Consider the following 26617-nt stretch of genomic DNA (forward strand, 5'->3'; position numbering starts at 1 on the left):
AGAGGAGAACGCCCGTGCCCGAACGCCCCCTTTACCCCCGCGACTTGGTGGCCGGCGCGTACCTCGCCGGCGCCGCGGGCCTCGTGCTGGCCGGCGCCGCGCTGTACTTCCGGTGGCCGTGGGCGCTGCGCCTGTTCGACCTGCTGCTGCCGCGCTGACGCCGGCCCCACGCGAACGGTCGCGGTGCCACACCGCGGCCCGTTTTGGTTTGTGTGCCCGCGGTCGCCGCGGCTTAGGGTTTCCCCCGGTGCCTCCTGGGGGAAGGCCGGGTAGGCAGGCGCACGGAATATGCGATCATTCACACCCACTTGTTCCTGTACTGCTGCCGCTCGCCCCGGCGTACTCGGTTCGTTTACTCATAATTCACAAGGGCGCAATGAGTGACCGGGCATTCGGGCGCGAGGTCGGCGGAGCGTTTCAGCACGCGGCGCGGTTCTGCGTCAACCCGACGTGGGCGGTGGCCGGTGCATCGCCCGAGCGGGCCGAGGGGCTGGTTCGTCCGGTCCCGGCCGAGCGCGAGCGGCCGTGGCAGGAATTCGACGACGGCGGCCCCCCGGCACCGGACACGCCGGACCTGACCGTGCTGGTGGTGGACGACGACCCGGACGTGCTGAACCTGATCGCCGTGGTGCTCCGCCGCGACGGGCTCGGGGTGGTCACCGCGTCGTCGGGGGCGCAGGCGGTGGCGGCGTACCGGGCCGGCATCGGCTTCGCGCTGATCGACATTTTCATGCCCGTTCAGGACGGCCCCCAGACGCTGACCGCGCTCCGGCGGCTGTGCCCGCAGTTGCGGGCCGCGTTCGTGTCCGGGTCGCCGGAGGCGCTGGCCCCGTCCGAGGTGCGCGCGCTCGGCGCGTCCGCGGTCATCCGCAAGCCGTTCCCGAGCCTCGATGCCTTCGTGGCGGAGGTGCGGGCGCTCGCCACCCGCTGACGCCGACGCCGGCCCCCGCGGGCGCGGCGCGCTCGTGGTACCGGGCGGGCGGTTGCACCGGGCGCCGGGTTCGGTCATGCTGGGAGCGGAGGTGGCAGGCAATGACCGAAGCGGAATGGTTGGCGGTAACCGACGCCGCGCCGATGTTGGGCGTCGCACGGCGTGACGCAAGCGAGCGAAAGTTGCGGCTGTTTGCAGCGGCGTGCTGCCGAAGTGTGTGGCACCGGCTGAGCGATTGGAGGAGCCGGCGTGTCGTGGAAGTGGCCGAACGGTACGCGGACGGCGAGGCGCCCCGGGAGGACGTGACGGCCGCCCGCGAGGCCATCCCGGACGGGCGCAGGTTCGGTAGCGCGGCGGTGGCAAAATGTGTGGCCCAGTTCCCTGCGGGCCACGCGGCGGCGAGCACGCTCCACATGTTGCGGTGCCTCGTGGCCTTTACAGATTACGGCCCTCACTCCCCGCGCGTCTCGGACGTGAGCTTGCCGGTGGCGGCTGCGGCCATGCGCGACATCTTCGGGAACCCGTTCCGCCCGGTGACGTTTTGCCCCTCCTGGCGCACCTCCACCGCCGCGGCGCTGGCCGCCGGCATGTACGAGGCCCGGGACTTCGGCGCGATGCCGATCCTCGCGGACGCGCTTCAGGACGCCGGGTGCGACACCGACGACATCCTCGACCACTGCCGCGGCGGCGGCCCGCACGTGCGCGGGTGCTGGGTCGTGGATCTGGTGCTCGGGAAGGGGTAGCATAGGTGAGGGGCGTTCGGCGCGGGGCGCGGGTCCCTCATGCACGTACCCGGTAATACGGCCGCTTTAGTTGACGAACCGCGACCCGTGCGGGCCGCACGCCTTTGAAGGCCGCTTTTGACAGGATTAACAGGATGAACAGGACGAAGACAGACTGGTTTTAAATCCTGTTTATCCTGTCGATCCTGTCAAGAGCGGCCTTCGTGTCCCGATCGAGCGTTCGTGCCCCGCTCGCGCTCGGGAGCGGCTCGTCAAGAAAGCGACACCGCCGATGGGTTCATGCATCGGACCGACCGCGGCGCGAATCGAGGGGCGTGTGATCTCGTTCCGGTGCTGGTTCTGTAACCGCGCGTTCGTGAAGCCCGACGGGCAGGCCGGCGCGCGGTTCGAGTGCGGGTGCGGGCGGCGGGTGAAGGTGCCGAAGCGGTCCGGCGGGGCCAGCCGGGCGTTCTCGCTCCTCGACTGGCTGCTTGAAGCGCTGATCTACGGCGGGGCCGGCGCACTGATCGGGTTCGGGCTGAGCGTGGCGGTGCTGTCGCGTCTGCCGGTGTTCCGGCGGCCCGGCGAGGTGATCGCGGCGGCGACGGTGCTGGGGCTCGCGGCGGGCACGGCGTTCGGGGAGCGGGGCATCAACTGGCTCGGGCAGAAGCTCCGCGACCGCGAGAACGCGTAGCGCGGTCACCACCGCGCGCGGGTCAGAAGTCGGTCGAAGAGTCAGTGCGTCCAGTCGCCGGCCCCTGTGAAACCGGTGCGGCACCGCCCGTCGACCACCGGCCGCACAGCGGCCGGCTACAGAATACGGCCCGGGTACCGATCAACCGGATGCGGCATCAGCAACATCGGCGGGCGCGAAGTGGGGGCTATTGAGGGGACTTGTCGAGGCGCCCTTTGAAAACGGTGCGTGCTCGACGAACCGAACCTGCGTTACCGGTCGAATGAGCCAACATCCGGCCGTCAGTCGCTTCAGAGTTGCCCTTCGCCGAGTTCGTTGAAGAGCCCTTGCAGAGTTTCATCGAACGGGACGTGGTATTGCGAGGCGAGGTCGTGGGCCTCCGCCATCGTCGCCCGGGCGGCCCCCGGAACCCCCATCGCGAGGTACCGCTTCGCCTGGAAGTAGTACGAATCGAGCAGGTCTTCGACATCTTCTCTGAGGGCGGACGCATCGCTCACCCTCGCCGCCCGGTCCGCGAGCTCTGCGACGCACCCATCGATGTTGTCCCGCCCGATTTCCACCGCCTTATCGAGGCGGCCGCGTGCCTCCCAGATGTCGCACCAGACCACACTTGATAAGTGCCCTTTTTCCGTCAGCAGCTCGGCCAGTTCCTCGGCGAGGGGCAGGGCCGCCGCGGGGCCGACGTCATGAAAGCAGCGGGCGAACTGCTTTCTCAGTTCCGCTTCGCGGCGCCACTCCGCGGCCCCCGAACCATCTCCCTTCATTCCGCTCATTATCCGCCCTCATACCGAATCCGCTTGATCTGTATCCACGCGGTATTTTGTAGCCGGCCTCGGTGAGGCCGGTGGTAGACGGGTGGCGTCGCACCGGCCCCACCGAGGCCGGCTACAGAAGAAGGTTACTCTTCAACCGGATTCGGTATCAGACCCCGTGAACGGTTACGGCCGGTCCTTGATTCGAAGTCGTCGCTCCGGTAGGTCGGCCCGCACCACAGCCGGCACGTCCGCACCCTCACAAACACAATGTGGTTGGCAGAAAAGTCATACCGGACAGTACTCCGAGGCGCAGAGGCACTTCGCAAGAGAGTGCCCGAGGCGTTTTTCGCAGCATTGAGCATGCGGGCGGACATGGGTAGGCACCAAGGATGCAGTTTTGGCTCCCGGCCATGCCTAAAACTCTCGTCGGCGCCGGCACAGTCGGTAAGATTTCGGCACGCGTTTCTCAAAAAGGTTGCCCGATGCCGCCCGGACCGCCGCTGGAACTCAATTCCGTCGAAACGAACCACCCGCAGGCGTCGATTTTGTACGGCTTCGCGATCCCAACGATCGTCCGATTGAGCCTTGACCCGACCCGGCTCCCGTCTGGTACCATGACGAGGTGCGTCACCGTCGAGTGGGTGTGTCGGCCCGGTGGCGGAGCGCCCGAGGTGTTCACGCGGGACATCGAATGGGCTCAGGTTCCTCAGCACCTGAAGGACCAATGCGTAAAATGGCCGAACACCCGCAACGAGGAAGACATCAGCGAAGACGCGGCCATCGGCGTGATGGCGCTGCTGCTTCATGAACTGGCCGGGGCAGTCATTCTCAGCGTACTCCAGATCGGCAGCGGGGGCGATTACCTGGTCGAGATCCAGGGGCAGCCTCCGCTGCAGGCGGAGAGTAGCGGTGTCCGTGACGACCCGCACGGGTACGAATCGACGGCCCGGCTGAAGCAAAAATGTTCCCAGGTGTTGACCAAAAGTGAAGTCGGCTTTGCGTCCGTCGTGGCTTTTCGCCACCCGCCCGATCAAGGGGTCCGTTGCCAGCTCCACTACGTGTCCCGGACGGGTCCTGGCAGTAACCACCCGAAGGTGAAGAAGCGCGGCCGAAAGAAGAAGCGACCATGAACGCGTTGCTGATCGATCGAGACGGCACGGCGTCGCGGCTAGCGGCGGAAGGGAAGCTCGCGCTCGGGAGCGGGGAAACGGCTCTCGCGGCGGAGAAGTACGCGCAAGCGGGGGCGGCGATCGAACGCTCCTGGGCGAGCGCTCGCAGATCTGATGCCCGCAACTTGGCGCGTTTCCTGGCGGCTACGCAATACTATCTGGGCGGACATTACGGCCGCGCTCTCAAACTCGCGAACCGCATCGAGGCGCGATTACTTCCGCCCGAAACGCGCCCCCTATTGACGCCGTTTATGGCAAACGTCCGCGCGCGAGCGGCGCAGGGGTATGCGTCGGAGATGCGTCAGGCGTTCTCGCGCCTGTGGCTCGCTCAGGATTACAAGCGGCTGCTTAACGAACTGAAAGACCACCCCTACGTGTACGACCGAGTCGGGCTTGCATTCCTCCGGGGGAGCCTCTGTCAAGAACTGGAGCGATGGGACGCAGGGGCAGCTTTTTACGCGATGGCGATCTCGGAGTTCCCGGACGGTAGCGACATCGTGCTCCTGTCGGTCGCGCGGGTTTTGGGACTCCCGGCCGAGGGACGGATCGACGAAGCGTGGGCATACATCGGCCGGCTGCGAGAGTTGGTGCCGAACACAGTCACCAACTTGGTTGCGTCGTTCGTTTGTTTTTTTCGCGCGTCTCGGGCGTCAGGGGCCGACCGAGCAGAACTGCATAAGGAACAGCTACGGTATTTCGACGAGGGGCTGGCGGGATACGAAAAGCTCCCGTCTGAACGGCAGCAAGACCCCGAGATGCAGACCATAACGGCGGTATGTTTTTCCGCCGCATCGCACGCCGCTTTGCGGCTGGGTGACGACGTCGTGACGCGGTCGGTGGTCGATCGGTCGATCCGGTTCGCCCCTCACGCTCCTGGCCCATTAACGGCACGAGGTGTGATGAGCTACCCCAGTCAAGAGGCCGTGGACGACTTCCGCAAAGCGGCTGCGCTCCCGAATCCCGGATACGCGCCGTTCCTCTACCTTGCACACCAGGCGTTCATCAACGGCCGTCTCGGCGAGGCGGAGCAGTTATGTCAGGAAGCACTGGCCCGTAATCCCGGCCGCCCTGTGAGGGCGCAGCTCCTCGGGTGGCTGGCCGTGATTCGAGACTGCCAAGGTGCCCCTCGGGAGCAGGTCGAAGGGCTTTTCTCGCAAGCGTTTGAGGTTTTCCCCGGGCACGGGGAGGTGGAGGCTAACTATCGGATCTTCAAAGCGGATGTGCCGGTTACGCCGAAGGCAGAGCCTCGGTGGAGCATTCGTTTGAAACGAGACGACGTCGAGGAGTACGGCTTCGCAGGACGCCCGAGGTGGGCGGAAGCGGGCCGAAAATCGCACATATACGAAGTGCTGCTTGCCGGGGCCACGTGAGTCGGTTGTAACGCGGCGACCGCCGTGATAAGCTCGGATGAGCGGGCCGGAGAAATGGCATCTCGTGGGGCTCATAATCCCAAGTTCTGCGTTCAACTCTCACGCACGCCGCCACTCCTTCGGCGGCCGGGTCGCCCGGCAGTTGCCTGCCCGCGCTCCCGCAGATCCGGCGTGCGGATTTCCCGCATCCGGCTCGTCGCTTCGTGGGCTCGCGTGCGTGCCTACGGCCCGGATCGGTACGGGAAGCGGGAGTGGGAACCGCCTCAGCAGACCGCTGAGCCAATCCCACGTGTCCGAGAGGTGCTGAGTGTCAACTTTGCCTCAACCGGGCGCCCGCTCCGGGCAGATCGCGCACCCCGCTTGCCGGGTTTCCTGCACTTCGAGTGGCACCATTTTAAGCCGCCGGCCGTGCCGCCCACAACATCATTAGTTTTACATAAACTTGATATGTCGATATCACACGCACTTGATATCCCAAGCGACCGCTCACGGCGTGAGCGGATCACACTCCAACCCAGACCGCCCTTCCCCACCACCGGCCCTCCCTCCCGAACTATTGCCGATTGGCAAAGCTCATCGCACCAGCTAGCATTGTTGCTCGACGGACCGACTGATACGCTGCGAACGCAGCGATGCCGAGCCCGAGTGAGTTCGCCCGACGTGAACCTCAAACTGCCCGATCCGGCCCCCTACTCCTTCGTCGCCGTTTCGGAGGCACGACGATGCACGGTGCCGTTGTCATTTGTGCCCGCCGATGATTCCGTTTGGGACTGGCTCTCGGGCGTTTGGAAGGATCTCTGCAACGCGGTCCGCCGGGCGTGCGAACTCACCAAGCAGCCCGTGCCGAAGTGGGGCAACTGGCAGCCGTGGCAGTGGTGCTACGAGAAGGCCCTCCTCCAAGCCGGGCGCACCCCGGTGCTGGTCTTGGCGGAAAGCTGTCCGGTCGGGTTCATGACGCTGTGGCCCGGCGCGGGCGGTTCTGCGGCCCTGTACCTCGAACACATCGGCAACGCCCCGGGAGATATCACGACACCGCTCTGGAACAGACGCTATCATAAAGTGGGCTGGAGCCTGATGGCCTACGCCATCCACGTCAGCAGGGAAAACGGTTTCGGCGGGCGGGTCGGTCTTCACGCGGCCGACGACACGATCCTCAACAAGGTCTACCGCGAGTACGCCAGGGCCGTGCCGGGCTTGTTCAAAGCCGAGGCCAAAGGTATCCCCGGGCCGACGCCCTACGGGCCACAGAAGAACTTGAACCTGACGTACCTCGAAACCGTCGAAGCACAAGCCGAGCAGTTCCTGAAGGGGTTCCGAAATGCCTGAACCCGCCATCACCGGCTTCGTCCCCAAGTGGCTCCGCGATCAGCCGCCGGACGACGACGAATCGTTCTTGATGGCCGGGCCGGTTCCCGATTCCGACCCGCGGGTCATCACGCGCCTCGTGCCGAAGGACCACGGGTGCGGCCTCCCCGCGCGCACGGTCAGCCGCGTCATCGACCTGAAGCAGAACCTCGTCTACTATGCCGCGCTCGACGTGTCCGAGGGGCCGAAGCCGGGGTTCGCCGACCTGGCCGCGGTGCCCAAAGCGCTGCGCGACGCCGCGGCCCTCGTGATCGAGCCCGCCGAGCCGGGCGGCTTCGTCATTCCGGCCCGGCTCCCCGAGCGGAAGGACACCGACGCCGACGCCGTGGTCGCCCGGTACGCCGAACTGCTCGCCGCCATCGACGGCCACAAATCCGCCGAGGTCAGCATCGGGGCGCTACAGGCGTGTCGCGAACTCGGCGGCCTGCTCCAGAGGGATGTCGAGAGCATTGATGTCACCACCTACGACCGCGAGAACGCGCCGCGGCCGACCTACCGGTTCACCCCCGCGTCCGTCCGGCGGCTCGACAAGTTGCTCGACGGGCGGCGGGTCACGTCCCGGCAGACGTTCGAGACGTTGACCGGCAGGCTGGAGGCGCTCGACCTCGGCAAGAACGAGTTCCAGTTCAAGCTCGAAGGGCACAAGAAGCGGGTGAAGGGCACCGCGGCGTTCTTCGCGCTCAGCGCCCTCCGCGGGCGGCTGGGCGATACCGTCACGCTTGAAGGCGATGTCGTCCGCGACGCCAGGAGCGTGACCATGACGGCTTACCGCGTCGTCGAGGGCGACGGCGAGTAAGCGCACGCGCGTGGCCGAATACCTCGGCCACGCGCGACGGGAGGGAAACGTGTTGGGGCGCAACGCGATCATGCACCGACGCGGTCGGGTTGGTTATCTTTTGTCGGAACACGCGACGCTTTTTCGCCAGCGCGGGCCGGTGGCTGATGGTGGTCCTGGGTGCTACCCCGGGACAGTGCGGGCGTCTGCGATGAGCAGGGATTCGATTCCGACACGGGGCCAATCTCGCTGAGAAAGGCACGCCAAAGGCGCTGCGCCTCCCAGTGTTGCGGAACGGTTTGCCCGGATGAAAGTTGGCTCTTGGCGCAGCGGGCTTCTTAGACTGTAATCTTCACTATCGGCAAGAAAGAGCCCGAGCGACCCAGGCACCGAGAACCACTAGAGGGTTGTTTTGGACAAGCGTGAGCAACTAACTGCACGGGAACTAAATGCACTGCCGGCTTGGTGGCAGATTGCGTTTGCATCACGTTGTTTGAAAATTTCAATTTTACAAACAGGCAACATATACAACGACGGCACAGAATCGGCTTTGGCTTCAGCCCTCACTGCGATCAACATCGCAGAGCGCTTTGCCCTTGAGCCGCCAGTTTTCTCGCTCGACGCCTTGCAGGCGTCGCCAGAATGGTTGCGCGCGCCAAACAAGCTTAAAAAAACGCTGAGCCATCTTGAGGGGTTACACCGCGAAGTGATCAATCTAAGTTATCGAGCACGCAACGCCCGCCATGAAGCCGAAGTGTGCGAAGCGCGTGCGGCAGCCGAACCCGGAGATCAAGCATACATTGAAAGAGCGACCAATGTGAGGCAGTCTGCAGACGCATTTGAAAGGGCCACTAACGAAGCAAAATCAGCAAGGGCGATCGCGCTGCCTGCGAGCGAAGAAATGGTGCGCACGTGGCGACGAAAGCAGATAAACGACATATTGTTTCGGCTAGCGATGCTCTCCAATCATCACAACAATCCCACCTACGAAGATCACCTTGCAGAAGACTCCGATTCCAGAGATTTCCCCAAAGAAACCAGAACAGCCAATGCATCACCATGTTTACCAGGGGACGCCATCGAACCCGAAGATAGTGACGATTTTGAATTATTGTCTTGGGCAGTGCTGTCCAGCAATTTCGACTACAAAGAAAGTGTAAACAGGCATACGCGGTGGTTAGTAGCTAGCACACTACATGACTCTCGCCTTCCCAATAATTGGAGTGAGCTACGCAACAGTCTTGATTGGCTCACTGATAAAAAGATAACAGCCATTGCGGTCGCGGCTGCCGCCGCAGAAATGTTGCGAGCGGTCTGTCACTTGCTAAACAGATTGACAATCAGTTTCGTCACCGACAACCGCCCTAGAGCTTTTGACTTGTGTGTTCTTAGTGCATGTCGCCTAGCTGTACTTTCGCAAGGGCATGACATCATGGCCTATGATTCTTTCATGGCCTTGATGCGAAAGGAGCTGCGTTATCTTGTTGCATCAGCGGGTGACGCAACAGAGTGTTCACCAATACCTGCCGTATGGTTGCTTGGCATTTCTGATGAAGTCGCTCGCATAATGGCACGCGCAGCGACAAATACTGTACAAACCCCGGCCGTAATCGACTCGTCGGCATGGTCGCTGGCGAACGAACAGCGAGTATCACTTGTTAAGAAAAAATACCGTGGCGGCGGACTGCTACCAGACGAAGAATCAGAATTAGCTCGCTTGCAGGAGCTTGCAGACCGTTACTTAGGACAATCGGAACCGCCCTCAGTGCTTACCGACGCGGATCGTAAGTTCCTTACCTCTATTCTGCGCAAATGACGCCATTGCGCCCTATCTTCGCTTATCCAGATACGAAACACGTGCGTATCCACGCGCCTATGGGATACCTCGACTATAAGAAGTGCAAACCTTTCCTGCGTGACGAATTTGAGTTTCGGTGCGTCTACTGCCTCACGCGCGAGCGGTGGAGCGAGAGCGGCGATAGCACGTTTAGCGTGGATCACATTGCCGCAAAATCGGAATGTCCTGAACTCGAAACGGAATACACCAATTTGACATACGCCTGCAATTGGTGCAACAGTGCGAAGGGTATATACGAATGCCCGATATGCCCAGACACTCACGCAATGGCTGAACACCTCGTGGTAAACGATGACGGCAACGTAATTGGTCGAACGTTGCTGGGCGAAGAGTTGATAGAGATGCTGCGGCTTAATTTGCAGTGGCGAAATGAGCGTCGACTAGATCACTTGTTAATTGAAGCAGCGGCGGCCGCTGATCCAGATAATCCTCGTGTACAGGCGATACGTAAGCGCCAGCGAAGCTATCCCTCGAATATGCCCGATCTAAAAATCTACGAGCCGCCCGGAGGTAACGCCAAACCTGAGGGATTAAACGCTTCTCACACAGCACGCCAGCGCAACGGCGAGCTGTCTGACATCTATTGAATCATTGGCGAACGGCATGCGCTCCGATGCGGGCGCGCACCGGAGCCCCCCCCCCCGCTGTCACACCAACTCACTCACGCACCGCGGTATTGGGTCCGATTGGCGGGATCGCGCCAATAGGCACCTGAGAACAGACTTACCGCCCTGCCAACTTTCATCCGGGCAACCCATCATCCCGGCACCATAACCCCATAGCCAACCGGGATTCGCGCCGTGATTGTCCGCTACGGGAACACCAGCACAACGACGAGTGCGCGGTTTGAGGTCCACCAGCGCGATTTGCTCGACGGCGAGCGCATCCGTGGCGGTCTGAAGGGCCGCTTTCACGGCGTGGCGGAGCGGCACGTAGCAGTCGCGGTGATGCCTGAGCAAGTCTTCCTGAATCTGGCGCGTGTCGAACCGCCGGTGTCCGCCCGCAGGTTGCGTTCCCCTATCACCGACACTCTTCCGTCGGGCGTGACATCAACCGGATCGCGTGCGGTGTCATCAGGTCAGTAGGGAGACGGTCCGCGCGCACCGCGACGGAACTCCCCTCCGGCGATCCGGCGCGCCTCGCGAGGAGAACTGCAACGGGGGTTACAAAGCACCAGAAACTGGCGATGGGGCCACGACTGGACATCCGCGGGGCTTCGGACTGCCGATTCGCTACCCGCTCGCTGGTCGCCGCTACCACCGAATCCGGCCCGCAAAACCCGGAGAACGCTCCCGGTGAACGCAGACGGGTTGTCGGCCTCGGTGAGTGAAGGCGCCGCAACGTGTGAACGGGTCGCTAGTTGTGGCGGGGACGTGTCAGGGCGTGGGTTTCTGCTGGGGGGACGCGAACCGGGGCCGACGGCCCCACGCGGGCCGGGAAAACTTCCGGAAGCGCGTTTTGAGGGGAATGCGATCGGAATGTGCGGGGTGTGCCGAGCGGACCCGGCCCCCTGCGATCGAACTCGAACCAGGGGAGGCGGCGCGATGTCAGCGAAAGCGGATGCGAACCGAGACCGCCTCAGCACGTGGTCGGGAACGCCCCCGGCACCGAACCGGCAAATACTTTCGTTCCCGCAACGTCCGCACGCCCGCACACCACAGGGACAAAACTCGGTCCGGCCGGCGCCGCGGAATGGCATCAACGGGACAGGGCGGTATACTTCGATGTATACCTATGTTCACTGGAGTGCGCCATGCCTGCCGTCCTCGCCCGGTCGCAACAGCCGGCCCTTTTCGGTCCGCCCCCAGGGCTCCGCGAACTGCGGCTCGACGCCGCGGACCACCTCGTCTGGGCGCGGGCCATCGCCCGGGGCGTGCGCGCCGACTGCGGGTTCCATGCGGGCAGCGAAGAGGAGCGGGAGATCGAGGGGTGCGCGCTGGTCACCCTCACCCAGCTCATCGCCCGGTTCGACGAGAGCCGGCTGCCGCCCGGCGGGGACCTGGGCGGCGCGTTCCGCGGGTTCGCCAGCCGGTGGCTGCGGTCCGAGTGCCGGCGCGAGGCCGAGCGGCTGCGCAACGGCGGGCTGTACCGCACCAGCAGCCGCGCAGCCGTGCGGGTGGAACCGCTGCCGGTCTCGGCCGACGGCTTCGACGAGGTGACCGACCCGGCGTCGCTCGAAGAATACGACGACGCGCCGCCCCCGCGGGTGAAGCGGCGCTGGAGCACCCGCACCGGCGAGGAGGTTCCCGATCCGAAACCGCCGGCCCTCAGCTACGCCCCCGGCCGGCCGCTCGTGGCGCCCAGCCGCGGGCTGCTCAAGCTGCTCGCGGAACTGGAAATGCGAGCCGCAGCCGGCTGATGTCGGTTGGATCATGGTCCGGGAAATCTGCCGGCGTGCCGAGCGGTGCGGGTGTCCCGCTCGCCTTATACCGCCGGTCGAAGAGTCGGCCGCCGGGGGTGCGTGGTGCGTCAAGAACGCGGCACCCACGGCGCGACCGGGGACTGCATCAGAAGTCGCTGAACCCGCCGTCTGCGGAGTCCAACTCATGCCCGCCCCCATGACCGTTGCCGTTGCCGTTGCTGCTCCGCTTGAGGGCCTTGGCCACCGCCGGCCGCGGCTTCGGCCCCAACCGCTTCGCCGGACGCGCCGCCGCCGGGGCCGCGTTCCCGTGCCCCAGCTTGAACCGGGCCACCAGATCGCGGAGCTGACCCGCCTGGTCCGTCAGCGCCTGGGCGGTGGCGCTCATCTCCTCGGTCTGCGAGGCGTTCCGCTGGGTGACCGTGTCCATCTGCGAGACGGCCTTATTGACCTGCTCGATGCCGGTGGACTGCTCCCGGCTGGCGGCGGCCATTTCGGTGACGATGTCGGTGACCCGCTTCACGCTGGTGACGATCTCGGCCAGCGTGTCGCCGGAGCGGTTCACCAGCTCAGTGCCGGCGTCCACCTTCTTCACGCTGTCCTGGATCAGCCCCTTGATCTCCTTGGCGGCGGTGGCGGACCGCTGGGCCAGGTTGCGGACCTCCGACGCCACCACGGCGAACCCGCGGCCCTGCTCGCCGGCCCGGGCCGCCTCCACTGCCGCGTTCAGGGCCAGCAGGTTCGTCTGGAACGCGATCTCGTCGATCGTCGTGATGATCTCGGCGATCTTCTTCGACGACCCGTTGATCTCGCTCATGGCCTCGACCGCGCCGCTCACCACCTGACCGCCGCGCTCGGCCACCTCCTTGGACCCGCTGGCCAACTGCCGGGCCTGCTGGGCGTTGTCGGCGCTCTGCTTCACCGTGGCGGTGATCTCCTGCAACGCGCTGGCCGTCTCTTCCAAGCTGGACGCCTGCTCCTGGGCGCCCGACGAGATTTCCTCGCTGGCGCTGGACAGTTGGCCGGACGCGTCGGCCAACTGCTCGGACACGTCCCGCACCCCCTCCAGGGCGGTCCGCACGTTCACCACCGCGGCGTTGAGCGACTGCGCCATCCGTCCCACGTTGTCGTTGCCCAGGTCCGGGATGGTCACCGTGAAGTCGCCCGCCGCCAGTGCGTCCACCCCCGCCTGAATGGCGTCCATCTTGCGCTGCAACTCGGCGACCACGGCGGCCGCCTTCTCGGCCCGGTCGGCGACCGCGGCGGCCTCCTTCTCGGCCCGCTCGGTGACGGCCCGCGCCTCCTGGGCGATCCGCTCCTTCTCCCGCTCGGCCTGGACCCGCTCGGCCTCCCGGGAGACGACCAGCCCGTCGATGGCCACGTTCAGCGCGGTCCCCAGTTGCGCCATCTCGTCGGTCGACTGGATCTCCATCTTGCGGCTCAGGTCCCCCTTCGACACGCCCTCGAGTATGGACACGGTCTGGGTGAGCGGGCGGACCACCGACGCGGTCAGCAGCAACCCCAGCCCGGCCGCGGCGATCACCGCCCCGATGCTCACCGTCCACATCGTCCGCCGCCCCTGCTCGAACACCTTGGTGGCCCGGGCGTCTTCGTCCTTGCTGATCGCGAGCTGGGTGTCCATCACCCCGGTCAGGGCGGTGTTCAGCTCGAGCATCGGGGCGGTCTCGCGGGACATCGCGTCCTCGGCCTTCTCGAACTCGCGCCGCTCGATCTGCGCCCAGATCTCCTCGTTGTGCCGCTTCCACTCCGAGAGCTTGGCCTCGAACGCCTTCCACATGGCCGCCTCTTTCTCCGTCATCGACAGGGCCGTGTACGTCTTCGTACCCTCGTCGATTTCCCGCCGCGCCTGTTCGTGCGTCCCGCGGATCTGGCTCGTGATGCGGTCGTCGCCGCGGCGGCCGAAGATGACCGCGCTGCGCTCGAGCCGCTGAACGGTGAGCAGCCCGCTCCGCACCTTGTCCAGCGCGAGGGCGGACGGCACCAAGTTGGAGTTGGCGTTGGTCTGGCACTCGCGGAGCGCGCCGAGCGCGTCCATCGACTGGTAGGCCAGGAACGCGCACGCCCCGGCCACCAGCAGGAACCCGCACACCAGGCGCGGCCCCAGCCGCACCTTCCACAACACCGGGAGCATCGAGTCGATCATGGGTCACGCCTTTCTCAATTGCGCAAGCACGCGTGGGGACCGGCGCGTCCGTTCGCACGCCGGGCGGAAAGAGTTAAGCAGCCGTCAAAACGAATGAGCCATTTGCGGGGCGCGCGCCCCGACGAGCCGGTCGAGGTTGAGCAGGGACACGAGCCGCGTCCCGTCCCGGGCGATCCCGGTGAGCAGCGCGGTTTCGGCTTGCGTGCCCAGGTCGGGCGTGGGGACCACGTCTTTGGCGCCCACGTTGAGCACGTCCGACACCGCGTCCACGATGAGCCCGACGGCCCGATCGGCCACGGTCACCACGATGATGACGGTGAACGGGGTGTACTCGGTGGGGGGGAGCCCGAACCGGACGCGCAGGTCCACGATGGGGATCACCGCCCCGCGCAGGTTCAGCACCCCGCGCACCTCGGGCGGGGTGTTCGGAAGTGCGGTCACCTTCGAGTAACCGCGGATCTCCTGGACCCGGAGCAGGTCCACCCCGAATTCCTCGTCCCGCAGTCGGAACGTCAGAAACTGGCCGCTGCCGGTGGAGAGGGCCGGTGGGCCGGTGGGTTCGTTGGTGTCCATTCTCACACTACGGGTCTATGTGCCCGCGCCCGGAACGAAGAGGACGTGCGCGCAGGAGCGGTGCTGGTAACCTCAAGCATCGATGCTACGGTGCCAAGATTTGCCTGCCCGGAACAGGAACTGAACAGACCTGCCTGCGCGTGCCGGGGGGAGCTGCGTCAGAAGTCGCTGAACCCGCCGGGCGCGTCGGGGTTCCCCCGACACGTATATCGTGAGATGGCCGCGCGGATTTGCCAAATACTGTCCGGTTACCCCGATCGCCCGTCCTCGGAACGGGGCCGGCACCGGCGGTGCGGAGAGCCGCCGTCGGGCCATGTAGAAGGAAGAGGGGCGCTGGGAACGTCGCGGCGACCGATGACCCGGTCGCCGCGCGACCGGACGCTAGAAGTCGCTGAACCCGTCGCCGCTCATGGCGTCCAGCTCGTGCCCGTTGCCGTTCCCGTTCCCGTTGGTGCTGCGTTTGAGCGCCTTGGCCACCGCCGGTCGCGGCTTCGGCCCCGCCGGCCGCTTCGCCGGCCGCGCCGCCGGGGCCGGCCCACCGTGCCCCAGCTTGAACCGACTCACCAAGTCGCGGAGTTGTGCGGCCTGGTCGGTGAGGGACTGGGCGGTGGCGCTCATCTCCTCGGTCTGGGAGGCGTTCCGCTGGGTCACGCTGTCCATCTGGGAGACCGCCTTATTCACCTGCTCGATGCCGCTCGATTGCTCCCGGCTGGCGGACGCCATCTCGGTCACGATGTCCGTCACCCGCTTCACACTGGTGACGATCTCGGCCAGCGTGTCACCGGACTTGTTCACCAGCTCGGTGCCGGCCTCGACCTTCTTCACGCTGTCCTGGATCAGCCCCTTGATCTCCTTCGCCGCCGTCGCACTCCGCTGGGCCAGGTTCCGTACCTCGGTGGCCACCACCGCGAACCCGCGCCCCTGCTCACCCGCCCGCGCCGCCTCCACCGCCGCGTTGAGGGCGAGCAAGTTGGTCTGGAACGCGATCTCGTCGATCGTCGTGATGATGTCCGCGATCTTCTTGCTCGACGCGTTGATCTCGCTCATGGCCTCGACGGCGCCGCTCACCACGGTGCCGCCGCGCTCAGCCACCTCCTTGGAACCGCTGGCCAACTGCCGGGCCTGCTGGGCGTTGTCCGCGCTCTGCTTGACCGTGGCCGTGATCTCCTGCAACGAGCTGGCCGTCTCCTCCAGGCTCGACGCCTGCTCTTGGGCGCCGGACGAGATCTCCTCGCTGGCGCTGGACAGTTGGCCGGATGCGTCGGCCAGTTGCTCGGACACCTCCCGCACCCCTTCCATCGCGGTCCGCACGCTCAGCACCGCCTCGTTCAGGGACCGGGCCATCTGCCCCATGTCGTCGGCCCCCAGGTCCGGCACGGTGGCGGTGAAGTCCCCCGCCGCCAGCGCCTGGATGGTCGCCTGGATGGTGCTCGCCTTGCGCCGCACCTCGGCCGCCACCGCGGCCTCCCGCTCCTGCCGCTCCCGCTCCACCGCGGCCTCCCGCTCCGCCCGCTCGCGCTCGGCCGCGGCCTCCCGGTCGGCCCGTTCCTTGTCCCGCACGACGGCGGCCCGCTCCGCCTCCTTGGCCGCGGCCAGCCCGTCGATGGCCACGTTCAGCGCGGCACCCAACTGCCCCAGCTCGTCCTCCGACTTGACCTCCACCTTGCGGCTCAGGTCCCCCTTTGTCACGCCCTCGAGCACGGATATGGTCGCGGTCAGCGGGCGGGCCACCGATGCGGTCAGCAGCAGCCCGAGCCCGACCGCGGCGACCACCGCCCCGATGCTTACCGTCCACATGGTCCGCCGGCCGTGGTCGAACACCTCGTTGGCCTTGGCGTTCTCCTCCTTGCTGATCGCCTGCTGCCCGTCCAGCACCGCCATCAGCGCGGCGTTCATCTCGCGCATGACCGGGGTCTCGCGGGCCAGCGCTTCTTCGGCCTTATCGAACTCGCGCCGGTCGATCTGTGCCCAGATCTCGTCGCTGAGCCGCTTCCACTCCGCGAATTTCGACTCGAACGCCTTCCACAGGACCGCCTCCTTGTCCGTCATCGGCAGGGCCGTGTACGCCTTGGCCCCGTCGTCGGCCTCCCGCCGCCCCTGCTCGCACGCCGCCTTGGCCGTACCAAGGGTCGCCTCGTCGCCGCGCTTGCCGAAGATGACCGCGGTGCGCTCGGCGCGCTGGATCGCCACGATGTTGGTGCCCATTTTGCCCAGGGCCAGGGCCGAGGGGAACAGGTTGGTGTTGGCGTTGACCTGGCACTCGCGGACCCCGTTCAGCGCGTCCATCGACTGGTACGCCAGGAACGCGCACGCCCCGGCCACTAGCAAGAATCCGCCTACCAAGCGCGGGCCGAGGCGCAACTTGGATAGTGCCGCAAGGATTGAATCGATCACGAGTCGTGTCTCCGATCAGTTAGTGTGGTGTTACATAGCCGCCCGGGCGCACGGGTCGCGTCGAGGGGGAGAGGTACGACGGTCAGGCCGGCAGCGCCGGTTCGGCGGTGGTGATCCCCACCAGCCGGTCGATGTTGATGAGGGACACGAGCCGCTGCCCGTCCCGGGCGATCCCGGTGAGCAGTGCGGTGTCCGCGTGGGTGCCCAGGTCCGGGGGCGGCACCGTTTCGTTCGCCCCCACGTTGAGCACGTCACTGACCGCGTCCACCAGGAGCCCCACGGACCGGTCCGCGACGGTCACCACGATGATCACGGTGAACGGTGTGTACTCGGTCAGCGCCAGCCCGAACCGGGCCCGCAGGTCCACGATGGGGATCACCGCCCCGCGCAGGTTCAGCACCCCGCGCACCTCCGGCGGGGTGTTCGGGAGCGCGGTCACCTTCGAGTACCCCTTGATCTCCTGCACCCGCAGCAGGTCCACCCCGTACTCCTCGTCCCGCAGCCGGAACGTCAGGAACTGGCCGCTGCCGGACGGGAGAGACTGCGGGCCGTCAGCCTCGTTGTTGTGCATTGTTCACTGTGGAGGTAAAAGTCAGCGCCCGCGATGAAAAATAACGAGCGCGCTGTAAACGCCGCTAACACCAAGCATCGGCGCTAAAAAATGAAAGTTGCCCGCATCGGTACGAGACAAAAAAGGCTCGCCGTGGGCCGTCGAGAGGGTCTCTTAGACATGTGCGCGACAGCCGCTTTCGGGACGATCGAATGCCGGATCGTGAATCCGTTCGGCCGGGTCGCGCTGACGCATCCGTATTTTCGTGTGCGATTTTGGCAAATTTGCTCACGAGTGTTGATTCGGCCGCGCTCTGGCCCTGAAGCCCGGTGCGGCTGAAATGATGAGACGCGACAGAATGCTCGTGCCGCGCCACGTTCCAACTCCAACAAGGCCAGCGGTTCCCATCGGCCGACCGGAGCGGGGTGCATGAAGTCGGCGATGTGCTGACTGTATTGCGAATGTGGGCCGCACGGCCCTGCGGCACTGCGCCTGCGCGGCACCGCGCGCCCGGTCGCGACACGTGCCACCGCACGCGGGCGGGTGAACGGCCGCAGCCGGTTTTGGGTTTTTGTTGCACCACGGTCGGCCGGCCGATACGGTGGAACGGCTCTTCGAGACGTCCGTTCCGCGCGGGAGCCGCCATGAATCGCCCGTTCCGCCCGGCCGGTGTGGCCGCTCTCATCTTCGTACTCGCCGTCGCCGCTCCGGAGGCCGCCGCGCAGGACCGGTCCGACCCGGCCCCGAACGCGCTCGAGCGGCGCTCGCGGGCGACTGACGAGGAGCTCCGCAAGCAACTGCTGCTCGTGCCCGAGGTCGGCCTGGACCAGCCCGGCGCGAGCGCCCTGTACGCCCCGCTCGTCAAGGGGTCGGCCAGGGCGGACCCGGCCCTCGACTACGGCCGGGCGGCGTACACCCGCATGGCCCTTCAGATCCGCCGGCCCGACCTGCTCGCGCTGCCGTGGGTCGGGGCCGCGGACGCGGCGCTCGGCCGCGACCGCGCCGAGGAGCTCCACGCGCCGTCGGCCAAGCTCCGCGCCGCCCTGCGCGCGTCCGCCCCCCGCGGCGACGTGGTGCCCGACCCGGTCAAGCTCCGCGAGCGGCTGGCCGACAAGGAGTGGACCGCCCCGGCCGCGGTCCCGGCGCTGACCCAGGCGCTCCAGGCCGAGGGCGCCCCGGTGCGGCTGCTGCTGGTCGAGCGGCTGGCCGGGATCACCGGCCCGGAAGCAAGCCAAGCGCTGGCCCAGCGGGCGGTGTTCGACCTCGCGCCGGAGGTGCGGGAGCGGGCGGCCCGGGCGCTGGCCGACCGCCCGGCCGGCGAGTACGCCCCGGAGTTGTACCGCGCCTTCCGCTACCCGTGGGCGCCGGCCGCGGACCACGCCGCCGAGGCGCTCGTCGCGCTGCGCAAAGCGGACCTCGTCCCGGAACTGGTCGAGCGGCTCCGCGACCCGGACCCGAACCGCCCTTACAAACCGGAGCCCCCCGCGGGCGCGGGCCGGGCCAAGGCGCCCGGGTACGTGCGCCGGGAGCTGGTCCGGGTGAACCACCTGTGCAACTGCATGGTGTGCCACGCCCCGTCGCAGTCGAAGGACGACCTCGTCCGCGGCCGGGTGCCGCAGCCCGGCGAGGACGCGCCGCAGCGCGACTACCAGACCGGGCTGTTCGTCCGCGCCGACGTGACGTTCCTGCGGCCGGACTTCGCGGTGGTGCAGCCGGTCGAGCGGCCGGGCAAGTGGGCCGGGAACCAGCGGTACGACTACCTGGTCCGCACCCGCCCGCTCGCCGCGCAAGAGTCGGCCGCCTTCCAGCGGCAGGAGCGGGAGGACCTGCTCCCGCGGACGTGGCCGCAGCGGGAGGCGGTGCTGTTCGCCCTCCGGCACCTGACCGGCCGGGACCACGGCTCCACTTACGAGGCGTGGCGCGCGGGACTTCAGAAGGACCGCGCGCCCCAGCCGCCGCGGTAGCACACCGCCGCCCGGGGCGCCAGCGCCGCGGCACCGGACGAGGTGTCCCGGAGGTTTCACCCGCCCTTCACAAGGGCCGGACTGGACGCGCGTTTGTTCTGCGATACGATACAATATTGCTCTCGGCGCGACGCGCCGGTCACGCCCCCCGGGCACCGGAAACGGCGACAATCGCTGAACCCGTGCCCGGCCGACCGCGTCTAACCTCGGAGCGGGGCTACGCGGCGAACGGCCGCGCGGTTCGCTTGAACCCCTCACTCCGAGCGGTTCGCACCCTTTTGGAAGGAGCCGGACAAACACCCCGGCCGCACGACGATGCTCGACAAAGTACGCAACATCGGGATCATGGCTCACGTGGACGCCGGTAAAACCACCACTACGGAGCGGATCCTGTACTACAGCGGCACCAAGCACAAGGTCGGCGACGTCGACGACGGGGACACCACCACCGACTTCGACCCGCTCGAGCGCCAGAAGGGGATCACGATCAACTCGGCGGCCGTGTCCATCGACTGGGCCGACCGCAAGAACGAGCCGATCGCCATCAACATCATCGACACCCCCGGCCACGTGGACTTCACGGCCGAGGTGGAGCGGTCCCTGCGCGTGCTCGACGGCGCCGTCGGCGTGTTCTGCGCCAAGGGCGGCGTCGAGGTGCAGTCGGAGACGGTGTGGCGCCAGGCCACCAAGTACAAGGTCCCCCGGCTCGCGTACGTCAACAAGTTGGACCGCATGGGCGCCAACTTCTGGGGCTGCGTCGAGCAGATGAAGACCAAGCTCCGCGCCAACCCGGTGGTGGTCACCATCCCGGCCGGCCAGGACAGCGCGCTGGAGGGCATCATCGACCTGATCGAGATGAAGCTCATCACCCGCGACCTGAACGACAAGACGCACCGCAAGTTCTTCACCACCGACGTGCCCGAGAAGTACCTCGAGGAGGCCAAGAAGCGCCGGGTGCAGATGCTCGACGGCGTGTCCGCTGCGTCCGACGAGATCACCGAGCTGATCCTCGAGGAAAAGGAAGTCCCGATCCCGATGATCCGGGCCGCGCTCCGCAAGGGGACGCTGGAGAACATCTTCACGCCGGTCCACTGCGGCAGCTCGAAGATGTTCCACGGCGTGCAGCACCTGCTGGACCTCGTGGTGGACTGCCTGCCGTCGCCGCTCGACCGGCCGCCGGTGGACGGGCTGCACCCGAAGACCAAGGAGGCGCTCAAGCGGAAGCCGGACGCCGCCGAGCCGATGAGCGCGCTGGCGTTCAAGACGGTCGCCGAGGTGAACGGCGACCTCGTGTACATCCGCGTCTACTCGGGCGAGATGAAGCCCGGCGAGACGTACACGAACACCACCAACGGCCGCAAGGAGCGCATCGCGCGGTTCTACCGCATGATGGGCGACAAGCGGGTCGCGCTGGAGAAGGCCAACCCGGGCGACATCGTCGCCGCGATGGGCCTGTCCGAGACGTACACGGGCAACACCCTGTGCGACCCGGACCAGCCGATCGCCCTGGAAGCCATCCAGTTCCCCAAGCCGGTGGTGTCGCAGGCGCTCTCGTTCAGCAAGACGCTGGACAGCGGCAAGGTGGGCGAGGCGCTGAACCGCCTCGTGCGGGACGACCCCACTTTGAAGACGCACACGGACGAGGAGACCAAGGACACCATCATCAGCGGGATGGGCGAGCTGCACCTGGAAATCTCCATCGAGAAGCTGAAGCGCGCGGTGGGCGTGCCCCAGGAGGACACCAAGCTCATCACGCTGGGCAAGCCGCGGGTGGCGTACCGCCAGTGCCTCGCCCGGCAGGTGGACTTCGAGTACAAGTTCCAGAAGCAGACGGGCGGTCGCGGTAAGTTCGCCGTGATCTCGGTGAAGTACAGCCCGCTCACCCCCGAGCAGATCGAGGAGAAGGTCAAGGAGATCGAGGAGTTGGGCGACCCGAAGGTCAAGCCGGACCCGAACAGCGTCTACTTCAAGAACAGCATCACGCAGGGGGCCATCGACAAGCAGTACATCCCGAGCGTGGAGGAAGGTCTCCGGGAGGGCGCGAAGAAGGGGTACAAGTACCCGTTCCCGTTCGTGGACCTGGAGTTCGACCTGCACTTCGGGAAGATGCACGACGTGGACTCCTCGCAGGACGCGTTCTACCTGTGCGCCCTGGAAGCCTTCCGCGAGGCCCAGGAGCGGGGCGGCATCGAGCTGCGCGAGCCGATCATGAAGGTCGTGGTGGTGTCCCCGAAGGACTACCAGGGCCAGATCTCCGGCAACATCAGCTCGAAGCGCGGCGTGATCGAGGAGACGAGCGAGGACGGCGGCATCGCCCAGGTGGTGGCGAAGGTTCCGCTGGCGAACCTGTTCGGGTACACCAACGACCTCCGCTCGGCCACCAAGGGCCAGGCGAGCTTCTCGATGGAGTTCAGCCACTACGCCGCGGTGCCGGTCGAACTGGCCGACATCCCGAAGCCCGACAAGAAGTAACCCGTTGAGCACGCCGTGCCCAACACGAGCCGCCGCCCGCTCGGGCGGCGGTTCTTTTTTGCCGCCGCTCTCGCTCCCGATCCCCGGACCGAAGCCCGACCGCCGCGCCAGTGCGGCTCGCGCCGTGCCCCCTCGCCCTTGGAGCGCGTCCGGGTGCGCGGGGCGCCCCGTCCGGTCCGCGGGGGCACCCGCGATCGTCTTCGGAAGGCCCACTTCGGCAAGCGGTGCGCCGCTCATACGTCCTCACCTCCGGCGGGGTCAACGAGGCGCCGCCGCCCCGCGCGAGCGGCAGCGGCGTACCTCCTTCACAAAGCCCGTCTTTCCCCACGTTCCCCGCGACCTTACAATGCGTCTGCTGTCCCGGGAGCGTTTGCACGACTGGTGTCGGCCCAGGTCTTCAAAACCTGTGTAGGGTGTGAACAACGCTCTAGGTGGGTTCGATTCCCATCCGCTCCCGCTGATCGTTTGTGCAGATCGATGCGGCAAGTTGCAGTGAGTCGCAAGAAGCCGCGGAAGTACTGGATTCTTCAGCACTTGCGGTTCCCGTTTGCGATTTGTTGCGGTTCCCCGCGCGTCCCTGCTGTGCCGGATTCTGCGCCACCTGTGCGCCGCTTTTTGCGCCGCTCTCTGGGGTCCACGTCGCAGCTTTATCGAACGCGGCTTCGGTCGGGTCGACGTAGTGACGCAGTGCAACGGACGGTGTGTTCCCGAGCCACTTTGTGACCGTTGCGAGCGGGAAGCTCTGCGCGAGATCCGACTCACAGGACGCACGCAGCGAGTGCCAGATTCGCGGCCACGGATCAACCCCCGCCCGCCGGACGATCTTGCCGAACGTCGTGCGCAGGTTCGCTCCGTTCCACTCACGCTCGCCTTCGGCGCGTTCGCGGTACTCCTTCGGGACGACGTACTCGCTCCCTTCTTCGGCGTGCTCGAATGCGGCTTCGAGGTACGGGCGCAGGAGCGGGAACAGCGGGATCACGCGGTGCGGCTTCCCCTGGTTGCTCGTTTTCGGGGACGGCACCGTCAGCCGGCTGCGCTCCCAGTCAACGTCACCCCACGTCAGCGAGAACGCTTCCGACGGTATCCGCAGCCCGCCGAACCGGGCCAGGGCGACAAGCAACTTCCACCACACGTTCGGGCAGCGTTCGATGACGCGGTACATATCGGCCACGGGCACGTAGGCGCGACGCTCCGACGGGTCGCCCTGGCGGTGCCGAACGTGCTTCCACGGGTTCGTCGAGATGTGCCCAATGCGAACCGCGTCCTCGAGCATTTGCCGAGCGTGTCCGAGCCGTTTGTGAACGGTCGTCGAGCGCAGTTCTCGCGCTTGCATCGCGCTGCGGTAGGCCTCACCGTCCGCGTGCGTGAGGCTCGTGATCGCGCGATCCTTGAACATGCCTTTCATTTCGCGAACGGATTGCCCCCAAGCCAGCAGAGAAGACGCGGCGTGCCCGCTCGCCCGCCGCGCCGCGAGCCAGTCGTCGAGGAACTGACCGACGGCCAACTTCTGCTCCGATTCGCACAGCCCGACCGACACGAGCTTGTCCTTCAACTTGGGTGACAGGTCGGCCAGCCACGTCGCGGTGTCACGAGCAAGCGGCTGCCCGCTGATGCGGGCAGCGAGTAACGCTTCGACGTGACGGCAGATGTTTTCGGCGGTGCGCCGGTCGATCTTGCCGAGGCGGATCGTTTTACGCTTCTCGTCCGGGGCCACGAACAGGATGCGGCGCCGGCCGTTCGGGTCGTCAGCAATAGAAGCCATAAGTGTTCTCGCTGAAGTTTAATCTGGCAGGCCGCGAGTCGACGGGTTTGGGAACAGTCGGTCGCCGTCCGGGTCGTCGGGGTTGTTAGCGCCGAACGGGAACAGTTCGGTTTCGCTCGTCGCGTGTGTTTCAGCCTCGTCTACAGTGTCTACGTCTACGGAACCCACGTCTTCAACGTGCGTTGACGAACTTTCGTAGACAGGAAGTGGTGTGGGTAGTGTGAACACTCGCTTCGGCCGTCCGCCCTTCTCGGTCGTTTGGGGCGGTAACCAAGAGCCCCGACCAAGCTTCACCAGCTCTTCCAAAGCCGCTTCTGCCGTGCCAGCCTTACTCAGCCAGCGGCACCCCTGCTGCGCCTCGCGGGCGGTTGTGCGGCCGCCCCGACGCTCGACCCACTCGACCAATCGGCGCCGGTCGCGGTCCGCCTCGGACTCGCTGAGCAGGGCGTACACGCGCCGCGCTTCGTGCTTGAACCATCCCGCCAAAGTGATTCCGGCGGCCATGCTTTCGGCGTCCACGATTTCAGCATTTGCTAACTTCGGATCGTGTGCCGCCCATCGCACAAAATGGACCACCAGCGCCAACCGGGCAGCGTATTCTTCGAGCTTGGACCAAGCCGCCGATAAGTCGCCCGTCAGGTCCGCTTGCTCGGCCGCGTGAGCGTCGTAGTACGCGGTCCAAGCGGACTTCGCCGCCGGAGACAGGCGCACCAACACCGGTTGGGGTTCACCTTCGGTCTCGGTCGGTTGGAGTTCGTACAGTTGGTCGAACAGCGCAGCCATCTCTGCTTCCGCCCGTGGGTCGATGTCGGCCTCGGTCCACGTCTTCGCTTTCCGCGGCGGACACGCCAGCAGCAACCGGGCGGCCAGCCCCGACTCCCGGTGCTCGGCACCGAGGGCACGCTGAAGAATGCCGGGCTGAATGCCACCGGCTACGCACACGGCCGCCTGTGTGACGTACACCGTCCGCGGCGTCCCGGTCTTGCGGTCCACAACAACGCTCTCGGCGTTGAACATCGACAGCCAGTTGGCCGAGTCCGTTCCGCTCTTCCCGTTGCCCGCGTATCGGTCGAACGAACCGAGCCAGCCGGCGAGCTCATCCCGGGCCAAAAGCACCCCACGCGGGTTCGCTTGCAGAATCGGCGCCAGCGCTTCGACCGTGATGTCCGAGACGACATAGCGTTTGGACTCAGGTGCGTCCGGTTTTGCGGGAGGATCGAGGGTCGTGCCCTTGCTCCGTTTCCACGCTGCGTAGTCCTTTTCCCACCGGGCCAGTTCCACTTCGTATTGTTTCTTCTCGTCGTCGTGCCGCTCCATCGCCTTCCGCTGCCGGTCACGAGGCGGGCGCATCACCAACTTGAACGCGGGCGTTTTCGCCGTACCGCTCTCGCCCACGACCGCCGCCCACAGGATCGCTGGCGCGGACCAGCCGCGCTTCAACTCCAGTCGTCGCGTCGTGCCGATGGCAGACGCCAGCGCGACCAGCAGCGGCAGCGCGAGGTACGACGGGTCGCAGCCGATTGCCTTCGCCCCCGCGGTCACGAGCCCGCGCGCCGGTTGGGGCAGCGCGCCCACCGGGAACGGGCGGAAGCGATCTGCATCGTCTGCCGTGGCTCCGACCTCGGGCTCAACGGTCGCAGCCAGCGCCTCGATCTCCGCACGCAGAGCGTCGACATCGCCTTTGGTGCCGCAGGCGTCGATCCAGTCCGCGATGTCTCCCCCCGGGGGCAGGTCGGGCAGGCCCACGACCTTCACCACTGCGGGCGGGCTCAACTTGACCAAGGTGTCGGTCACGGTCTCGGCGTACTTGCGACCCGGTTCATCGTTGTCCGGGAGCAGCCAAACTTCTTTCCCGACCAGTGGCGACCAGTCGGTTTTCCGTGCCGCCTGCGACCCGCCGACCGACGTGGTCGCGGTGAAACCCAGAGCGCGGGCCGCGTCCGCGCATTTCTCACCTTCGACCACCAGAACCACGGCAGCGTTCGCCAACGCGGGAAGGTTGTAGAGCGGGCGCGGGTCCGGCATGGCCTCGATCCGCCAGCCGTTCGGGTGCCGCGACACCGGGCGAATGTTCTTCTTGTTGTCGCGGTCCCAGCGGATCACCACTCCGACCGGTTCGCCGTGAGTCGTGGTGTACGTCCACAGAGCCGACCGCTTCCCGTGCTGCCGTTCCAACTCGGCGACGGCGTCGCGGGCGTGAGGGAAAGCCCGCCCTTTCGACGTGAAGTCCTCTTGCTTACTGACTGGTGGGGTGCGGCACCCGGGGAACAAATCCGACATTGCCAGTTCGATGGCCGCAACGACCGACCCGGTGGTGCAGCCCGCATGGCATTTAACGAGGGCAGTGCCGTCGGTTCCCGCGGAAACGCTCAGGCTCGCCCGCGCATCTTTGTGAGCCGGGCATCGGGCGGTCCACCCCGTTCCAACCTTCTTCACGCCGTGCAGCTTCGACAGGAGCAGTTCCACGGGGCTCATTAGTTGCCCCCCTTCGCTGCTTCCGACTGACGGGTCAGCCACGCTTGGAGATCGGCGACGGGATAGAGCACGGTCTTGCGCTTGCCACTCCCGACACGGACACAGGGCACGAGCCCGGCTTGCGTCCAACCCCATAATGTGCGGGCGGATACGCCCAAGACACGGGCAGCATCACGCGGGCGCAAAGCCAAAGCGGGTGAGTCACCTTCGGTCGTCATGGTAGCTGCTTCAGCAGAGCGCGGGGCGCTAAGTACGCCCCGCATAC

At 66.4% G+C, this 26617-nt stretch carries 21 protein-coding genes, 1 tRNA gene and 1 pseudogene; 15 read left to right on the forward strand and 8 right to left on the reverse strand.

Annotated features, from left to right (window positions below):
• The first annotated feature begins 14 nt into the window (after positions 1 to 14).
• From R5W23_RS22805 to R5W23_RS22820, 4 genes are all read left to right on the forward strand, one after another.
• Entirely contained in the window at positions 15 to 158 is a 144-nt protein-coding gene (locus R5W23_RS22805) for a hypothetical protein (protein WP_320688288.1), read from the forward strand.
• 218 nt (positions 159 to 376) lie between these two features.
• Positions 377 to 931: a response regulator gene (locus R5W23_RS22810; RefSeq protein ID WP_320688289.1), complete on the forward strand. Its 555-nt coding sequence runs from the start codon at positions 377 to 379 to the stop codon at positions 929 to 931.
• A gap of 101 nt (positions 932 to 1032) precedes the next feature.
• Complete coding sequence (locus R5W23_RS22815; RefSeq protein ID WP_320688290.1) at positions 1033 to 1674, forward strand: hypothetical protein; 642 nt, start codon at positions 1033 to 1035, stop codon at positions 1672 to 1674.
• 271 nt (positions 1675 to 1945) lie between these two features.
• Positions 1946 to 2347, forward strand: coding sequence for a hypothetical protein (locus R5W23_RS22820; protein ID WP_320688291.1), 402 nt, complete (start codon positions 1946 to 1948; stop codon positions 2345 to 2347).
• 290 nt (positions 2348 to 2637) lie between these two features.
• Here the strand turns inward: R5W23_RS22820 and R5W23_RS22825 are convergent, their stop codons facing one another.
• The gene (locus tag R5W23_RS22825) at positions 2638 to 3120 is read right to left on the reverse strand and encodes a hypothetical protein (RefSeq protein ID WP_320688292.1); all 483 of its coding nucleotides are present in this window, start codon (positions 3118 to 3120) and stop codon (positions 2638 to 2640) included.
• 371 nt (positions 3121 to 3491) lie between these two features.
• Here R5W23_RS22825 and R5W23_RS22830 point away from each other — a divergent pair, with 371 nt between their 5' ends.
• The 8 genes and pseudogenes from R5W23_RS22830 (at position 3492) to R5W23_RS22860 (ending at position 11998) form a co-directional block, all read left to right on the forward strand.
• Positions 3492 to 4232, forward strand: a complete 741-nt coding sequence (locus R5W23_RS22830) for a hypothetical protein (protein WP_320688294.1) — start codon at positions 3492 to 3494, stop codon at positions 4230 to 4232.
• Positions 4229 to 5641: a tetratricopeptide repeat protein gene (locus tag R5W23_RS22835; protein ID WP_261190551.1), complete on the forward strand. Its 1413-nt coding sequence runs from the start codon at positions 4229 to 4231 to the stop codon at positions 5639 to 5641. Before R5W23_RS22830 ends, R5W23_RS22835 begins: the two co-directional genes overlap by 4 nt.
• Positions 5642 to 6286: 645 nt before the next feature.
• Positions 6287 to 6967: a hypothetical protein gene (locus R5W23_RS22840; RefSeq protein WP_320688295.1), complete on the forward strand. Its 681-nt coding sequence runs from the start codon at positions 6287 to 6289 to the stop codon at positions 6965 to 6967.
• Positions 6960 to 7802 (forward strand): hypothetical protein, encoded by an 843-nt coding sequence (locus R5W23_RS22845; RefSeq protein WP_320688296.1) that lies wholly within the window; start codon positions 6960 to 6962, stop codon positions 7800 to 7802. Before R5W23_RS22840 ends, R5W23_RS22845 begins: the two co-directional genes overlap by 8 nt.
• Positions 7803 to 8193: 391 nt before the next feature.
• Positions 8194 to 9597, forward strand: a complete 1404-nt coding sequence (locus R5W23_RS22850; RefSeq protein ID WP_320688297.1) for a hypothetical protein — start codon at positions 8194 to 8196, stop codon at positions 9595 to 9597.
• A gap of 59 nt (positions 9598 to 9656) precedes the next feature.
• Positions 9657 to 9857: pseudogene (locus R5W23_RS32785) on the forward strand (HNH endonuclease); the annotation flags it as partial.
• Between the two features lie 48 nt (positions 9858 to 9905).
• Positions 9906 to 10226: a hypothetical protein gene (locus R5W23_RS22855; RefSeq protein ID WP_320688298.1), complete on the forward strand. Its 321-nt coding sequence runs from the start codon at positions 9906 to 9908 to the stop codon at positions 10224 to 10226.
• A gap of 1166 nt (positions 10227 to 11392) precedes the next feature.
• Positions 11393 to 11998 carry a hypothetical protein gene (locus R5W23_RS22860; protein ID WP_320688299.1) on the forward strand — a complete coding sequence of 202 codons (606 nt, stop codon included), beginning with the start codon at positions 11393 to 11395 and terminating at the stop codon, positions 11996 to 11998.
• 148 nt (positions 11999 to 12146) lie between these two features.
• Here the strand turns inward: R5W23_RS22860 and R5W23_RS22865 are convergent, their stop codons facing one another.
• The 4 genes from R5W23_RS22865 to R5W23_RS22880 form a co-directional block, all read right to left on the reverse strand.
• Entirely contained in the window at positions 12147 to 14162 is a 2016-nt protein-coding gene (locus R5W23_RS22865; protein WP_320688300.1) for a methyl-accepting chemotaxis protein, read from the reverse strand.
• Positions 14163 to 14246: 84 nt separating this feature from the next.
• Positions 14247 to 14735 carry a chemotaxis protein CheW gene (locus tag R5W23_RS22870; RefSeq protein WP_261190559.1) on the reverse strand — a complete coding sequence of 163 codons (489 nt, stop codon included), beginning with the start codon at positions 14733 to 14735 and terminating at the stop codon, positions 14247 to 14249.
• A 381-nt stretch (positions 14736 to 15116) separates the two neighbouring features.
• Positions 15117 to 17129, reverse strand: a complete 2013-nt coding sequence (locus tag R5W23_RS22875; protein WP_320688301.1) for a methyl-accepting chemotaxis protein — start codon at positions 17127 to 17129, stop codon at positions 15117 to 15119.
• An 82-nt stretch (positions 17130 to 17211) separates the two neighbouring features.
• Positions 17212 to 17700, reverse strand: coding sequence for a chemotaxis protein CheW (locus tag R5W23_RS22880; RefSeq protein ID WP_261189456.1), 489 nt, complete (start codon positions 17698 to 17700; stop codon positions 17212 to 17214).
• A gap of 623 nt (positions 17701 to 18323) precedes the next feature.
• On the opposite strand from R5W23_RS22880, the gene R5W23_RS22885 reads away from it, so the two are divergent.
• From R5W23_RS22885 to R5W23_RS22895, 3 genes are all read left to right on the forward strand, one after another.
• Entirely contained in the window at positions 18324 to 19643 is a 1320-nt protein-coding gene (locus R5W23_RS22885; protein ID WP_320688302.1) for a HEAT repeat domain-containing protein, read from the forward strand.
• A 315-nt stretch (positions 19644 to 19958) separates the two neighbouring features.
• Complete coding sequence (gene fusA, locus R5W23_RS22890) at positions 19959 to 22115, forward strand: elongation factor G (protein WP_320688303.1); 2157 nt, start codon at positions 19959 to 19961, stop codon at positions 22113 to 22115.
• Positions 22116 to 22477: 362 nt separating this feature from the next.
• Positions 22478 to 22573, forward strand: a tRNA-Sec gene (locus R5W23_RS22895).
• Here the strand turns inward: R5W23_RS22895 and R5W23_RS22900 are convergent.
• The 3 genes from R5W23_RS22900 to R5W23_RS32790 are packed head-to-tail and all read right to left on the reverse strand — an operon-like array spanning position 22543 to position 26615.
• Positions 22543 to 23877, reverse strand: coding sequence for a tyrosine-type recombinase/integrase (locus R5W23_RS22900; protein ID WP_320688304.1), 1335 nt, complete (start codon positions 23875 to 23877; stop codon positions 22543 to 22545). The genes R5W23_RS22895 and R5W23_RS22900 overlap by 31 nt on opposite strands.
• 18 nt (positions 23878 to 23895) lie before the next feature.
• Positions 23896 to 26352 carry a DUF3987 domain-containing protein gene (locus R5W23_RS22905; protein WP_320688305.1) on the reverse strand — a complete coding sequence of 819 codons (2457 nt, stop codon included), beginning with the start codon at positions 26350 to 26352 and terminating at the stop codon, positions 23896 to 23898.
• Complete coding sequence (locus R5W23_RS32790) at positions 26352 to 26615, reverse strand: helix-turn-helix domain-containing protein (RefSeq protein ID WP_407936158.1); 264 nt, start codon at positions 26613 to 26615, stop codon at positions 26352 to 26354. The genes R5W23_RS22905 and R5W23_RS32790 overlap by 1 nt, the downstream gene beginning before the upstream one ends.
• Positions 26616 to 26617 lie beyond the last annotated feature (2 nt).

This window comes from Gemmata algarum (assembly GCF_034097035.1).
Taxonomy (GTDB): Bacteria; Planctomycetota; Planctomycetia; order Gemmatales; family Gemmataceae; genus Gemmata; species Gemmata algarum.